The 14,220-nt window shown below is 64.6% G+C and carries 10 protein-coding genes and 1 pseudogene; all 11 read right to left on the bottom strand.

The features are described 5' to 3' along the window. Nucleotides 1-149: 149 nt before the first annotated feature. Nucleotides 150-2,489: a tetratricopeptide repeat protein gene (locus BLTE_RS07520; RefSeq protein WP_244600149.1), complete on the bottom strand. Its 2,340-nt coding sequence runs from the start codon at nt 2,487-2,489 to the stop codon at nt 150-152. A 154-nt stretch (nt 2,490-2,643) separates the two neighbouring features. Continuing rightward, nucleotides 2,644-2,870: pseudogene (locus BLTE_RS18485) on the bottom strand (transporter); the annotation flags it as partial. A gap of 112 nt (nt 2,871-2,982) precedes the next feature. Continuing rightward, entirely contained in the window at nt 2,983-3,996 is a 1,014-nt protein-coding gene (locus tag BLTE_RS07510) for an HAD family hydrolase (protein ID WP_126398998.1), read from the bottom strand. A 194-nt stretch (nt 3,997-4,190) separates the two neighbouring features. After that, a complete protein-coding gene (locus tag BLTE_RS07505; RefSeq protein ID WP_126398996.1) occupies nt 4,191-5,804 on the bottom strand; it encodes an arylsulfatase in 1,614 nt (537 codons plus the stop codon). A 525-nt stretch (nt 5,805-6,329) separates the two neighbouring features. Then, nucleotides 6,330-6,704, bottom strand: coding sequence for a recombinase family protein (locus BLTE_RS18740; protein WP_342211506.1), 375 nt, complete (start codon nt 6,702-6,704; stop codon nt 6,330-6,332). Nucleotides 6,705-6,945: 241 nt separating this feature from the next. Then, entirely contained in the window at nt 6,946-7,581 is a 636-nt protein-coding gene (locus tag BLTE_RS07490; RefSeq protein WP_126398994.1) for a trimeric intracellular cation channel family protein, read from the bottom strand. 96 nt (nt 7,582-7,677) lie between these two features. Beyond that, entirely contained in the window at nt 7,678-7,824 is a 147-nt protein-coding gene (locus tag BLTE_RS18035; protein WP_160140545.1) for a hypothetical protein, read from the bottom strand. Nucleotides 7,825-8,199: 375 nt separating this feature from the next. Next, on the bottom strand, nt 8,200-8,880 hold the full coding sequence (locus BLTE_RS07485; protein WP_244600148.1) for a response regulator: 681 nt from the start codon (nt 8,878-8,880) through the stop codon (nt 8,200-8,202). Nucleotides 8,881-8,888: 8 nt separating this feature from the next. Continuing rightward, nucleotides 8,889-11,576: a sensor histidine kinase gene (locus BLTE_RS07480; protein ID WP_126398990.1), complete on the bottom strand. Its 2,688-nt coding sequence runs from the start codon at nt 11,574-11,576 to the stop codon at nt 8,889-8,891. A 6-nt stretch (nt 11,577-11,582) separates the two neighbouring features. Next, entirely contained in the window at nt 11,583-12,170 is a 588-nt protein-coding gene (gene kdpC / locus BLTE_RS07475) for a potassium-transporting ATPase subunit KdpC (RefSeq protein WP_126398988.1), read from the bottom strand. 9 nt (nt 12,171-12,179) lie between these two features. Next, complete coding sequence (kdpB, locus tag BLTE_RS07470) at nt 12,180-14,216, bottom strand: potassium-transporting ATPase subunit KdpB (RefSeq protein ID WP_126398987.1); 2,037 nt, start codon at nt 14,214-14,216, stop codon at nt 12,180-12,182. Between the last annotated feature and the right edge of the window lie 4 nt (nt 14,217-14,220).

Below are 14,220 nucleotides of genomic sequence, written 5' to 3'. Positions count from 1 at the left end.
GCAGCCCCCCAAGCCCAGGCCACCCCCACGCCGGCCGCCCCGCCACCGCGCCGGGCGGGCACGCGCACCCACCTATCTGGTGCGGCGGTTGTCCACCTATTTCTTCCAGATCCGCATCCCGGCCGAGCCAACAGTGCGATCGGACGCATCTACTCGGAGCCGGTTGAAGACGTGGCGCGGCGAAGGTTCTCGATCAGCCTTGCGAGGTCGCGGTCGTTCGGCGTGATCCGGGCCAGCCGCTCGGCATATTCCAGGGCGGCGGCGGCGTCGCCCGCCTTGCTGCTGAAGCTGATGAGGGCCTGCAACGTCTCGCGATCCTCCGGACGCCGCGCGAGGCTCTCCTTGAGGATCACGATCGCGTCGGCGGCACGACCGGCGGAATGCAGCCCGACGGCATACACGTACGCGTACCTCTGCTGATCCGGCGCGAGTTCGGCAGCCTTGCGCAATTCCGGAAGGGCTTCGTCCCGTCGGCCCTGACGGACCAATGCCAGCCCGAGCGCGTGATGCAGGCCCGCGTCACTTGGAGACGATGCGAGGGCGGTCCGCAACACCGTTTCGCTGTCGTCGTTCCGTTTGAGCTCGCGGTAGAGATCGGCGAGGTTGGCGGCGGCGGGACCGTAGTGCGGACTGAGGCGCAGCGCCGCCTTGTAGTCCGCTTCCGCGTCCGCCAGCCGACCTTGCCGAGCGTGGAAATTGCCGAGGGTGGTCCGCGCTTCCGGCCGATCGGCATTGAGCGCTTGAGCCGCGACGAATTCGGCGGCTGCCCGCTCGAAACGCTCGCGGTCGGCCGGCGGCTGTCTGGTGCTCGGCACCGCCGCCAGCAGCGCGGCGGCGCTGATGCGAACGCCGCGGACCGGATCGGACAGAAGCGGCGAGACCAGGGGCCATGCCTGCTCGGCCGGCACGCTCTCCAGCATGTCGATGGCTCCGATCCGCACCATCGGATCGGCATCCTTGAGCCCGGCTCGCGCCAGATCGATGGTTGACGGTGACACATGCGAGGCCAGCGCGGCGAGCAGGCTGGCGCGGGCAATTGCGGGGGTGTCGCTCGTCCTGGCTTGGGCCGCGAGGAGTGCCGCGGCGTTGGCCTTGCCGGTCCAGGCCGCGTCCAGCGCTTCGCCGAAGCTCTGGAAGCCCTTCCGGTCCGGCCCATGCCAGCGCTCGACCGCGGCGGCGGCCCATGCGGCGGGCTTGTCGGCATGGCAGTCGTTGCAGGCATTGGGCGTGCCGAGCGTCACCGACAGGTCCGGCCGCGGAACGCGGAATCCGTGATCATGCCGCGGGTCGACCACCATGTAGGTGCGCGCCGGCATGTGGCACGATGCGCAGGCGAGAGGCGGGCTCGTCTGCGTGTGACCGCTGTGGCCGGCATTGGCATATTTGTCGGCCGAATGGCACTGCAGGCAGGTGTTGTCGCCGGGGAACCGCAGCTTGGCGCTGTGCGGATCATGGCAATCGCTGCAGGTCACGCCGGCGGCGAACATCCTGCTCTGCTTGAACGAGCCGTAGTTGTAGACCTCGTCGAGCATCTGCCCGTCGGCGTGGTAGAGGCCGCGCGCGATCGGCGAAACCGCATGCGTGTCGGACAGCCACCGGCCGGGGATCCAGTCTTCGGAGAGCGCGCCGCGGCGGGCATGGCAGAGCCCGCAGGTCTCGACCTCCTTGCGCAGCAGCGCCGGTGGCACGCTGCGCTGGGCATTGCCGGTCCGCTCGTTGATCGGCCATGTCACGCCGCGTCGTTCGTCGAACCGCACCACCAGACCCTTGGCGGGATCTTTGGCCGGGTCTTTGGCTGGATCTTGGGCCTTTCCGAACGGCCACCAGCGTTGGCGGTCGCGCGCCCAGGCCACGTGACGCGAGCCCCGGCCGTGGCAGGCCTCGCAGCCGACGCTGATCTCCGCCCAGGTCGTGGCGAAGCGGTCGTTCGCGGCGTCGTAGTTCTTCCGCACGCCCGTCGAATGGCACTCGGCGCACATGAAGTTCCAGTTCTGGCTCAGCCGGGTCCAGTGGAGGACATCGTCGTGCCGGATGTGCTCGTCCGGATAGAGATGGAACCAGCGCTGGCCACCTTTCTCCTTCGGGCGGCTGTCCCAGGCGATCGAGAGCGCCTGCAGCCGGCCGTCCGGAAACGCGACCAGGTACTGCTGGAGCGGATCGACGCCGAACGTGTATTCGATGTCGAAGACGGTGGGCTTGCCGTCCGGCCCGTCGGTCTCGACCTGGAACTTTCCGTCCTTGCGGAAGAAGCGCGAGCGCACGCCATCGTAATCAAAGGTCGCATCCCCGAAGTCGCCGAGCACCGTCTTCTCGGTCGCATGATCCATGGCATGCTTGTGCTGGGATGCGCGCCACAGCTCCGCCTCGGACGTGTGGCACCCGGCGCACGTTTCGCTGCCGACGAACGTCGCGACCGTGCCGTCCGGTGAGCGCCGCTCAGCGGTGTCATCGCCCGATGATCGAGCCACCGCACCGAGCGCCACCAGCATCAACAGGGCAATCGAGATGGCACCCCCTGCAGTCCACAACAGTGCCGGATACCGACGGAAAAATTTTGAGTCGGGCGCCTCCGATCGCAGACCCGGCATAAGACCGCCGGCGGAACGCGCTCCTGATCTGATCGGACGCGGCACCTGTGGCATGCTACTTCGTCACCATCGACTTCATCGGCGAGGTCGGCGCTGGAGGAGCAGGCGACACGACAAAGGTGAGCCAGAGGTTCCAGCCCTCCGGGCGATGCTCCGCGCCGAATTCCTTGTAGCCCTTGAGATTGAGATAACCCTGCGCCTCGCTACCGGAAAGATATAGCCGATCTGCGGGCCAACGCCGAACACCCGCGACCTGAAACCGCCAACCCGATCGCCGGCGCCACGATGAGGATCAGGATCGCGAGCGCAACATAATCCAACATCACGATAGTCCTTCGGGGCGCCGGCCACATGAACCCGGCTCGGCGCAGGCGTTCCAATGTTGCCGGCGCGGCTACTCGAAGCTGAACACCCGTTTCCAATCCCGCTTCATGTCGGCGACCGTCCAGCTGTTCGCTTTGGCGGCGTCGAGCGCCTTGTCGAGCCGGCCGAAATGGGACGTCCGGTCATAGGCGTACTCGCGCTCGGCGTCGGTGTGATGGACGATCAGGCCGAGGCGGCGGCTGCCCGCCAGGGTCGTCCATTGCAGCATCTGCAGATCGCCGTCCGAATTGCCGAAGGCGGCGATCGGCCGCCGGCCGATGTGCGAATTGATGCCGACCGGCTTGCCGGGGCCATCATCGATGAAATCGACCTGCGGCAGGCGGAACAGTGCCGGGCTGCCATCGACGATCTTGAATTCGGTCTTGATGCTCGACCCGACCACCTGCTCGGGCGGCACGCCATAGACTTCCTCGGTCCACGGCCGCATGAATTCGATGCCGCCGCCCGACACGATGAAGGTCTTGAAGCCGTTGGCGCGCAGATAGGCCAGAAGCTCCAGCATCGGCTGGTAGACGAGATCGGTGTAGGGCCGCTTGAATTTCGGGTGGCGCGCGGTCTTGAGCCAGTCGCTGGCGATCTCCTCGAAGTACGCCGTGCTCATGCCGGCGTGCGTCGCCATCACCAGTTCGACCAGGCCCTTGGTGCCGGATTTGGCGAGGGTCTCCAGGTCGCCGTCGAGCACCGCCTTGAAGGGCTGCTGTGTCTTCCATTCGGGATGCGCGTTGGACAGCGCCTTGACGCGATCGAGCGCGAAGGCAAGCTGCACATACATCGGCTGCTCGCACCACAGCGTACCGTCATTGTCGAAGGTCGCGATGCGTTGCGGCGCCGGGACGAAATCGGGCGAGCCTTCGCGGGTGACGGCGGCAACGAAGCTCAAAATGGATTGCTTGCTGCGACCGTCGTTCCATGAAGGTAGCGGGTCGTCCTGCGCAATTGCAGGCATGGAAAACGGCGCCGCGGCAGCGGCCGAGGCCAGCAGCGCGCCCAGGGTCGCGCGCCTGTCGATGAGGAAACGGGGCATCGGCACCTCGTAGTGTCGGGCTGTTGGCAAGGCGGCTCCGGAGCGTGCTCCGCAGCCGGTTGTCGCGGTGGGCAGTGCCGTGTCAGTTGCCGGTCGGCATGCCCACGGAGAAGCCTTGCTTCTCAAGCTGCTTGGCCGCCACACCCGCAGCCCTGCGAGGCGGGCGTGACGAGCCAGCATTGGAGCGAGCTGCCTTACTTCGACGAGCTTTCCTTCATCTTCGTCAGGACTTCATCCATGTTGAAACTGGCCGCCTTCTGCCGCTGCGGATAATCCCTCAACGTCAAGAGGAACTTGGAAACATAGTCTTGCGCCGGAACGAGTAGGAAGGCGTGATCGAGAAGCCAGTCATAGTAGGTGTTCGAGGTAATATCCGCCCGCTCGTACGGATCCGTGCGCAGGTTGAATATCTTCGGGACCCGCAACGTGATGAAGGGCTCCGACCAGACGCGCAGGGTTCCCGGGGCGCGCTGCTCCATGAACACGAGCTTCCAATTATCGTAACGCAAACCCACCAATTGCTGGTCGTCATTGACATACAGGAAGGATTCCCGCGGGCTCTTCTGCTCTTGCCCGGTGAGGTGCGGCACGAGATTGTCGCCGTCGAGATGAACCTTGTAGGTCATGTCGCCGACCTTGTAGCCCTTGAGCAACTTGTCCTTCACCTGGGTGTCGCCGGCCATGGCCAGAAGCGTGGGCAGCAAGTCGTGGTGGGCAACCATTTCGTTTGACGTCTGGCCTGGCTTGATCTTGCCTGGCCAGCGGAACATGGCCGGCACCCTGTAGGCGCCCTCCCAGTTCGAGTTCTTCTCGTTGCGGAACGGCGTCATCGCACCATCCGGCCACGAATTCATGTGCGGACCATTGTCGGTCGAGTACATGACAAAGGTATTGTCCGCGATTCCGAGGTCATCCAACGCCTTGAGGATGGTGCCGACATTCCTGTCGTGATCGATCATGGTGTCGTGATAGGGGCTCTGCCACCGCCCCGACTGGCCAATGCTCTCCGGCTTGGTGTGGGTGCGGAAATGCATGTGGGTTGTGTTCACCCACACGAAGAATGGCCTGCCAGCCTTGCTTTGCCGCTGCATGAAATCCACGGCTCGATTGGTGATGTCATCATCGATGGTCACCATTCGCGCTCGGGTCAGCGGACCGGTGTCCACGCAGACCTGTTTGCCGACCTTGCCGAAACGCGGATCGACTGTCGTGTCGTCCTTGTCGGAGGCCTTGCAGTCCATCACGCCGCGCGGTCCGAACTTCGCACGAAACGCAGGGTCTTTCGGGTAGTCCGGCAGTTCAGGCTCTTCCTCCGCGTTCAGATGGTAGAGATTGCCGTAGAACTCGTCGAAGCCGTGGACGGTCGGCAGAAATTCGTTGCGGTCGCCGAGATGGTTCTTGCCAAACTGGCCGGTCGCGTAACCGAGCGGCTTGAGCAGTTCAGCAATTGTCGGGTCTTCCTTCTGCAGGCCGAGCGTAGCGCCCGGCAAGCCGACCTTGGTCAGGCCGGTTCGCAGACCAGACTGGCCGGTGATGAACGAAGACCGGCCGGCGGTGCAGCTTTGCTCGGCGTAATAGTCCGTGAACATCACGCCTTCGCTGGCGATGCGATCGATGTTGGGCGTTCTGTAGCCCATCAGGCCGTGCGAGTAGACGCTGACATTGGACTGGCCGATGTCATCACCCCAGATGATGACGATGTTGGGCTTTTTCGGAGTTTGCTGCGCGGCGGCCGGCATGCTGACCGCCATGCAGGCGATCAACGGCACCAGCAGGCTCGGCAGACTGAGGCGGACATTAGCTCTCATGTGCTTTACATTCCTCCCTGCTGTCCTGAATGGTTATGCTGATCGCGCTCGGTCAACACTTCACGCGTCTGTGATGAAGGAGATTCGATGCCACTAAGTTCTGGCTCTTTGGACAGCGTGGTGAGCCAATTAAATTCACGCCTTTTTCACGAGCCGATGCAAGAGATTTCTACACCCGCGTGAAGCGGCAAACGACTTGAGCTTGGCACGTGTATGCTGAGCCGGTCATTCTGCAAGTGACGCACGTCAAGCTGTCGACCTGCCCCGTCATTTTTGTCCGCAATCATCTTCGCGCCGCAAGTGCATTGCACAGGACGGCGTATCTGGCGCCTATCGCTGCGGTAAGACAAAGTGTTACGAAAACAGAAGTGGGCCACGCGGATGTCAAAGTTTGGTCGTTATCAAAAAAGATGACTGTACGTTCTGTATCGATATAAAATTGTTGAGCATGCATTATGGAAGCATCAAACTCAACAACCACCGGCTAAAGCCGGTGGTTGTTGAGTTCATTGCGGTTCGCCCACTTCACCAGTCTCGCCTGCGACAACCGATGCGTTGTCCTGGTTTCCCTCCCAGTCGGCATAGGTTCGACCATCGGGCATCTTCCACAAGATTCGTCCATTTGCGCTGGCACCGATGACCGTCGTGGCGGCGGTGGACGCGGAGTCGCGCGCGTTCAAATGGACGATGCCGGTCATTCCTCGACAAAGAAGTCCTCGTCGATACGTTGAACTCCAGCACGCGGCTCGATCGAACGCCGACGCAGCGCGACAGTCTGTCGATCTTGTCGACCACCACCACGTCGAACTTGCCAAGTTCGATATTGGTCAGCAGCCGCTGCAACGCCGAACGCTCCCACGTGCCGCCCGAGATGCCGCCGTCGTCGTAATGGTCGGGCATCGTGCAGCACGGTGTCGACGCACCATTGCGCGTTCGTGTCGCCGCACGGCGGGCTGATCCACTTCTACCAGGAGGCCGGTCGCGTGGTCGAACAGGGGCTTTCCGATTTTTCGCGGTCGAAGCTCCGGCATGCATTCAGGCTGCCAGGAATCGTAAGGGGCCCCTTATGATCCAAAACCGAATTGCGAAGGTTTCTTCGGTTTTCGCCGGACGGCATGTTCTCTGGCCCTCAAAGGCCTGGTCATCGGCGATCGTGAGGGAGACCGGGGCGGGGGCGATAACGGGGTAGCGACCAGCCACGCTGGAGCGCTGCGGCTCGAATGACCAAAGCAATCGCAAACCCTGCACCAATGCCCAGATCGCGCGGAACGCCCAGCATTGTAAGAACAACGAAGGCTGCAGCTCCTGCCAATGCAGCCGACACATAGATCTCGCGGCTGAGGATGACCGGAATCTCGCCCCCGAGCAAGTCGCGGATGATCCCGCCGAAGGTCGCGGTGATCACGCCCATGGCGACGGCCACAATGCCGGTTGCGCCTGCAAGACTTGCTTTCTCTGCGCCTGAAACGGCGAACAAGGCCAATCCGATCGCATCGAGCCAAAGCACCATTCTGTACCTGGATTGCGGCACATGAGCGGTAAAGAATACTATAGCAGATACGAGAACACAGGTGACCAAGTAAGCCGGCTGGTGCACCCAGAACACTGGCAGTCCCAAGAGCACGTCCCGAATCGTGCCTCCGCCGATGCCGGTGGCCGTCCCAAGCAGGGCGAAGCCGACGATGTCCATCTCCTTTCGCGATGCCACGAGGGCGCCCGTAATGACGAAGGCAACAATGCCAAGCCAGTCGAGCGCCGTCGTGACAGTCTCGAACATGAGTTTTCTCCGGCAGGAACAGTTGCGTTGGATGGTTTTACATCAACGAGCCTTCGAAAGCACCTTCAGGTCTTCACTGGTTTCCAGGAATTCGCCTCAGATGCCGCCCGCCGAGTAGACCTTGCACATGGCCCGTCTCGCTCTCTCCGTCGGCGGCATGGCGCTCGGCAACATGCTGCTGCCCGGCATCGGCAGCGCCTTCAGGGGCGACTTCTCGGGGACGAGCAGGGAATCAAGGCTCATGGCGGGGCGCCGCATCGAGGCCCCTCATCGAATCAGACCTTCCGCAACCCCGAAGCCGCCATTAGGGCATTCTCCGCAAGAGTGGACACCGGTTTTGCGAAAGAGAATGCGACAACTCAAGATCTTAGAGCGCCCGATCTGATGCAGTCAGATCGGATTGCGCTCTAACCCGAGTTCGGCGCCCTGGACCCTCTGGACCGGCCGTCGATCTACCCGCCGGTCACAGCCTATAGCCGTGATTTCCAGGCCCGCGTTGCCCTCGAGGTCGTACGCCTCCCGGCACGTCCGCTTGGCGTCGTTGCTGGCCACGTTGCAGTGAGTGCGACGATCCCTGCCGATCGGTCCTTCTCCGCAAACGAAGCGACACATTACGCGTCACGAACCGTGGCGCCCTAACGAGTCCGCCAAGCGATAGCCAACGCCCGGGTCGGTCAGGATGACGCGCGGGTTTGCCGCGTCATCGCCCAGCTTGTCGCGCAGATGGCCAACAACAATGCGCAGATAATGGGTGTCCGCCTCGTGATGAGGGCCCCATACCGCGCGCAGGATCTGGCGGTGAGTAACCAGCCGCCCAGCCTGATGCGCCAGCAGCGCCAGCACGTCGAACTCCTTGCGCGTGAGCTTGGCATCCTCGCCGTCGATCATGACGCTCCGCCGGTTGAAGTCGATGCGCAGCGGTCCAAGGTCGAGGATCCCTGGCTCACGCTCCTCCAGGCCGCGCAGCAGCACGCGCAGGCGCGCCAGAAGTTCGCCGGTGGCGAACGGCTTGGTGACGTAATCTTCCGCGCCCATGTCGAGCGCGCGGATCTTCTCCGCTTCGGCGTCACGAACCGTCAGCACCAGGATCGGCACCTTCGACCACTCGCGCAAGGACCGGATGACCTCCATGCCGTCGATGTCCGGCAGGCCGAGATCGAGGATGACCACGTCCGGGGCGCCGTTGATCGCGGCCTCGATGCCGGCCCGGCCACGGTCGACCTCGATCACCTCGTAGCCTTCGTTGTGCAGGGCGATGCGCAAAAAGCGACGGATCGGCACCTCGTCCTCGATCAGCAAAATCCGTGTCACTCCGCGTCCTCCCCAAGGGGCTGAACCTTCGCCACCGGCAGCATGATGTCGATCGCCGTGCCGGCGCCGCCGGGACCCGCCTCAGCCCGGATGGTGCCGCCATGCGCCGCAACTAGCCCGCGGGCAATCGCAAGACCGAGACCTGTTCCAGCCGCCTGGCTGTCTCCGGCGCGCACGCGGTAGAATAAGTCGAACACCTTCTCGCGGTCCTGGGGCGGAATACCCGGCCCCTCGTCAATGATGCCGATATGCACGAACTCGCCCTCCAGGCGCGCAGGAACCGTAATCGGCGTGTTGCCGGGCGCGTGCCGCGCCGCGTTCTCGATCACGTTGACGAACACCTGCCCGATCAGCACCGGATCGACATCAACCGGCGGCAAATCGCGTGGAATGTCGAGAACGACCCTGCGAACGCCGAGCACGCGGCCGAGATCGCGGCAGGCGCGGCCCACGATCTCGCGCAGATCGACGGCGGCGCGCCGCAGATTCAGTGCGCCATAGCCGAGGCGGGTCATGTCGAGCAGATTCTGCACGTAGCGGTCGAGGCGCTGCGCCTCCTCCAGCACCGTGGACGTCAATGCCTCGCGATCGGGTGACGACAGTTCGCGCGCCGACGACAGCTCGGTGGCGGCGCCGATAATCGACACCAGCGGCGTGCGCAGGTCATGCGATACTGAATTCAACAGCGCCGTCCGAAGCTTCTCGCTTTCGGCGGTGACCCGCGAATTTTCAAGGTCGGCGGCAAGCCGGGTGCGCTCGATCGCCACCGCGATCTGATCCTCGACCGCGAGCAGCAGGCGGCGGGTATCCGGGTCGTCCGCCCGCGCCGGATCCGCGAAGCGCACGCCGATGGCGCCGTGCATCGCGCTCGCGGTCGATATCGGCAGGAACAGCCAGTCGGCGGTGGGCAGCGTCGCGGTGCCCCGCCCAGCGGGCTCGGCCTTCTCCCATGCCCACTGCGCTGCGCCCCAGTCCTTGGGATTGAGATCGTCGATGGCGGGATAGCCCTGCACCATCTCAAGCTCGCCGTGCTCGCCAGGCATCAGCACCAGCGACTGGGCATCCAGCGTCGCCGCCAGATGGTGCACCGCCGCCCACAGCACGTCGTCGAGCTTGGACACCGAGGCAATCTTACGCGAGAAGTCATACAGCGTTTCGGTGCGCTTCTGGGTGGCGCGCATGTTCTCGACCTGCATGCGCAGCCGGCTCGCCAGCGTGCCGGTGAACAGCGCGCTGATGAAGAACACCAGCAATGCGACGACCGACTCGTGCTGCGCCACCTCGAACGAGTAGTAAGGTATTGTGAAAAAGAAATTGTAGGCGAGGAACCCGACGACACTGGCGAACAGTGCCACGAACAGGCCGTGGCGCACGCCGGCAACCAGCACGGCGACGAGATAGACCAGGGCCAGCGAAGCTACCGGCATATAGCGCCACAATGGCCACGCCACCGCCGTCGCCACCCCAACCCCGACCAGGGCCTCCACAATGCCCGCAAGGTTTGGCGCCTTGCGCCACGGAAGCAAGAGGGTGATGCGGCCAACCGGCCGGCCGCTTGGCACCACTGTGACCTCGAAATCGGTGCCGAGCTTGATCAGGCGCTCGGCAACCGGCTCTCGGATGAGACCGTAGGGCCAGCGGCGCCGCGCCCGCCCGATCAGGATGCGGCTGCAGTTCCTCGCGCGGGCGAAGCGCAGGATCTCGCCGGCAACGTCGCGGTCGGTGCGCAGGGTGGCGATCTCGGCGCCGAGGCTCTCGGCGAGCCTCAGCGCCTCGCCGACCACCGCGCGCGCGCCGGTGCCCATGGCCTCGTGCGACGGCGTCATCACGGTTGCGACGATCCACGGGATCTTGATGCGGTCCGCCTTGCGCTTGCCCGAGCGCACCAGTTCCTTGGCCACTTCCGATTCGTTGATGCAGACGAGAAGGCGCTCCTGGGTCGGCCACGGGCCGACCACCGCGTGGGCGCGCATATAGGCGACCATCTCGGCGTCGACGCGCTGGGCGGCGGTGCGCATCGCCAGCTCGCGCAACGCGGTGAGGTTGCCCTTTGAGAAGAAATGATCCAGCGCCCGGCCGATCTGTTGCGATACATAGACCTTGCCCTGGCGCAGGCGGTCGATCAGCTCCTCGGGGGGAAGGTCGATCAGCTCGATCTCGTCGGCGGTCTGAAGGATCTCGTCGGGCACCGTCTCCTGCACCCGCACGCCGGTGATGCGGGCGACGATGTCATTGAGGCTCTCGATGTGCTGGATGTTGAGCGTGGTGATAACGTCGATACCGGCGTCCAGCACCTCCTCGACGTCCTGCCAGCGTTTGGGATGGCGGCTGCCCGGCACGTTGGTGTGGGCCAGCTCGTCGATAAGAACAAGCTGCGGCCGGCGCTCCAGGAGCGCGTCGATGTCCATCTCGGCCAGGCTGCGGCCGCGGTAGTCCATCACCTTGCGCGGCAGCTGCTCCAGGGTCGAGAGCAGTGCTGCTGTCTCGGCGCGGCCGTGGGTCTCGACGATGGCGACGACGACGTCGATACCGTCGCGTTGACGAGCCCGCGCCTCCTCCAGCATGGCGTAGGTCTTGCCGACGCCGGGCGCCGCACCGAGATAGATCTTCAGCTCGCCGCGGCGGCCCCGGTTGGCCTCCGCCAGCAGAGCTTCAGGTTCGGGACGGTTCTCGTGAGGCGCCATCGCAAATTAGTAGTTCGCGTCGAGGGCAAGATTCAGCTCAAGCACGTTGACCCGAGGCTCTCCCAGGATACCGAAGGTCCGGCCCTCGATCGAGCGGGTGACCAGCGCCGCGATCTCCGCCTCCGGGATGCCGCGGGCGCTGGCGACACGCGGCACCTGGATCAGCGCAGCCGCCGGCGATATGTGGGGATCGAGGCCGCTGGCCGAGGCGGTGACGAGGTCGGCCGGCACCGGCCGGGTCTCAAAGCCGCTCGCACGCTCCTTGATGGCCGCGATCAGCTTTTCGGAGGTCGGACCGAGATTGGAGCCCGACGAATTCGCGGCATTGTAGGGCGCATCCACCGTTTTGGTGGCATCGTCCGGATCCGGCGCAGATGTCGCTGAGGGCCGCGAATGGAAATAGCGAGCGGCGGTGAACTCCTGGCCGATCAGGCTGGAGCCCACCACCGTGTCGCGCTTGGTCACCAGCGAGCCGTTGGCTGCGGTGGGAAACACCGTCTGGGCAAGACCCGTGACCGCCAGCGGATAGACGAGGCCGAGAAGTGCGCTCAACAGCAGGGTGAGGACAACAGCCGGGCGAAGAATGGCAAACATGGATAATCCTCAGGCGAGGTGCAGGAGGTCGACGATAATGTCGACCAGCTTGATGCCGACAAACGGAGCGATGAGGCCGCCAAGCCCATAGACCAGAAGGTTGCGCTGGAGCAGCTGAGCAGCCGAGGCCGGAGCGTAGCGCACCCCCTTCAGCGCCAGCGGGATCAGAGCAACGATGATCAGCGCGTTGAAGATGATCGCCGACAGAATGGCCGACTGCGGCGTACCGAGCCCCATCACATCGAGCGCGGCAAGACCGGGGTAGGCGGTGACGAACAGTGCCGGCAGGATGGCGAAGTATTTGGCGACATCGTTGGCGATGGAGAAGGTGGTGAGTGCGCCGCGCGAGATCAGGAGCTGCTTGCCGACCAGCACCACCTCGATCAGCTTGGTGGGGTCGGAATCGAGGTCGATCAGATTGCCGGCCTCCTTGGCGGCCGGGGTGCCCGAGTTCATCGCCACGCCGATGTCGGCCTGGGCCAGCGCCGGTGCGTCGTTGGAGCCATCGCCACACATCGCCACCAGCTTGCCCTCGGCCTGCTCGCGGCGGATCAGATCGAGCTTCTTCTCGGGCGTCGCCTCGGCCAGGAAGTCGTCGACACCGGCCTCCGCGGCGATTGCCGCCGCCGTGAGCGGGTTGTCGCCAGTGATCATCACAGTCCGGATGCCCATGCGGCGCAGCTCGGCGAAACGCTCGCGGATGCCGTGCTTGACGATGTCCTTCAGGTGAACGACGCCGAGCAGCCGCTTGTCCCTCACCACCACCAGGGGCGTGCCGCCCGTTGCTGCGATGCGCCGGATAATGGCGTCGAGCTCCACCGGCGCCGAACCGCCTGCCAAGCGAAGCATGGCATCTGACGCACCCTTGCGGACCACGCCGCCGTCGGGCAGATCAACGCCCGACATCCGAGTGTGCGCCGAGAACGGGACGAAGGTCAGCGCTTCCGCGTTTTCCGTGTCGAAGCCGAACCGCCGCTGCGCCAGTTCGACAATCGACTTGCCCTCCGGCGTCTCGTCGGAGAGCGAGGCGAGGAAGGCGGCCTCCGCCAGTTCGCGCTCGGCCACACCGGCCAGGGGCTCGAAAGCATCGGCCATGCGATTGCCGAAGGTGATGGTGCCGGTCTTGTCGAGCAAGAGCACGTCAACGTCGCCGGCCGCCTCCACCGCGCGGCCGGACTTGGCGATGACGTTGGCTTTCACCAGCCGGTCCATGCCGGCGATGCCGATGGCGGACAACAGCCCGCCAATGGTGGTAGGAATCAGCGTCACGAACAGCGCGGCGAGATAGACCACCGGCACCTCCGTGTCCGACCAGGATGCGAACGCCGGCAGCGTGACGACGACGAACAGGAACACCAGCGTCAACCCGGCCAGCAGGATATCGAGCGCGATCTCGTTCGGCGTCTTCTGGCGCTTGGCGCCCTCCACCAATGCGATCATGCGGTCGAGGAAGGTCTCGCCGGGTTTGGCGGTGACCTTGACCTTGATCCAGTCCGACACCACGCGGGTGCCGCCGGTGACCGCCGAGCGGTCGCCACCCGACTCGCGGATCACCGGTGCGGACTCGCCGGTAATCGCGCTCTCGTCGACCGAGGCGATGCCCTCGATCACCTCACCGTCGGTCGGGATGGTCTCGCCGGCCTCCACGATGACGATGTCGCCCTGTTCGAGCAATTCTGCGTCCTTGAACTCGAAGAGGTCGCCGACGCCGAGCAGCACCTTGGCACGCACCGAAGATCGAGTGGCGCGGAAGGCGTCGGCGCGGGCCTTGCCGCGGCCCTCTGCCACGGCTTCAGCGAAATTGGCGAACAGCACGGTGATCCACAGCCAGATCGCCACCTGTGCGCCGATGGCGAAGTTGGGCGCGCCGGTCAAGCCGTCGCGGATCGCCAGCACGGTGGTGAGCAGCGCCACAAGCGCGGTGACGAAGATCACCGGGTTGCGGGCGAGCCGGCGCGGATCGAGCTTGGCGAACGAATGCCCGAGTGCGGGCCAGACGATCGCCGGCGCGAACAACGCGATTTCCTTGGGAGGATGCTTGGACATGATG

Source organism: Blastochloris tepida (assembly GCF_003966715.1).
GTDB lineage: Bacteria > Pseudomonadota > Alphaproteobacteria > Rhizobiales > Xanthobacteraceae > Blastochloris > Blastochloris tepida.
This window is presented reverse-complemented; position numbering and strand designations above follow the sequence as displayed.

What these genes read in the sequence shown, in the direction of transcription:
- BLTE_RS07520 (WP_244600149.1), bottom strand. Translation starts at nt 2,489, where the DNA reads ATGCTGGTGGCGCTCGGTGCGGTGGCTCGATCATCGGGCGATGACACC.
- BLTE_RS07510 (WP_126398998.1), bottom strand. Translation starts at nt 3,996, where the DNA reads ATGCCCCGTTTCCTCATCGACAGGCGCGCGACCCTGGGCGCGCTGCTG.
- BLTE_RS07505 (WP_126398996.1), bottom strand. Translation starts at nt 5,804, where the DNA reads ATGAGAGCTAATGTCCGCCTCAGTCTGCCGAGCCTGCTGGTGCCGTTG.
- BLTE_RS18740 (WP_342211506.1), bottom strand. Translation starts at nt 6,704, where the DNA reads ATGCCCGACCATTACGACGACGGCGGCATCTCGGGCGGCACGTGGGAG.
- BLTE_RS07490 (WP_126398994.1), bottom strand. Translation starts at nt 7,581, where the DNA reads ATGTTCGAGACTGTCACGACGGCGCTCGACTGGCTTGGCATTGTTGCC.
- BLTE_RS18035 (WP_160140545.1), bottom strand. Translation starts at nt 7,824, where the DNA reads ATGAGCCTTGATTCCCTGCTCGTCCCCGAGAAGTCGCCCCTGAAGGCG.
- BLTE_RS07480 (WP_126398990.1), bottom strand. Translation starts at nt 11,576, where the DNA reads ATGGCGCCTCACGAGAACCGTCCCGAACCTGAAGCTCTGCTGGCGGAG.
- kdpC (WP_126398988.1), bottom strand. Translation starts at nt 12,170, where the DNA reads ATGTTTGCCATTCTTCGCCCGGCTGTTGTCCTCACCCTGCTGTTGAGC.
- kdpB (WP_126398987.1), bottom strand. Translation starts at nt 14,216, where the DNA reads ATGTCCAAGCATCCTCCCAAGGAAATCGCGTTGTTCGCGCCGGCGATC.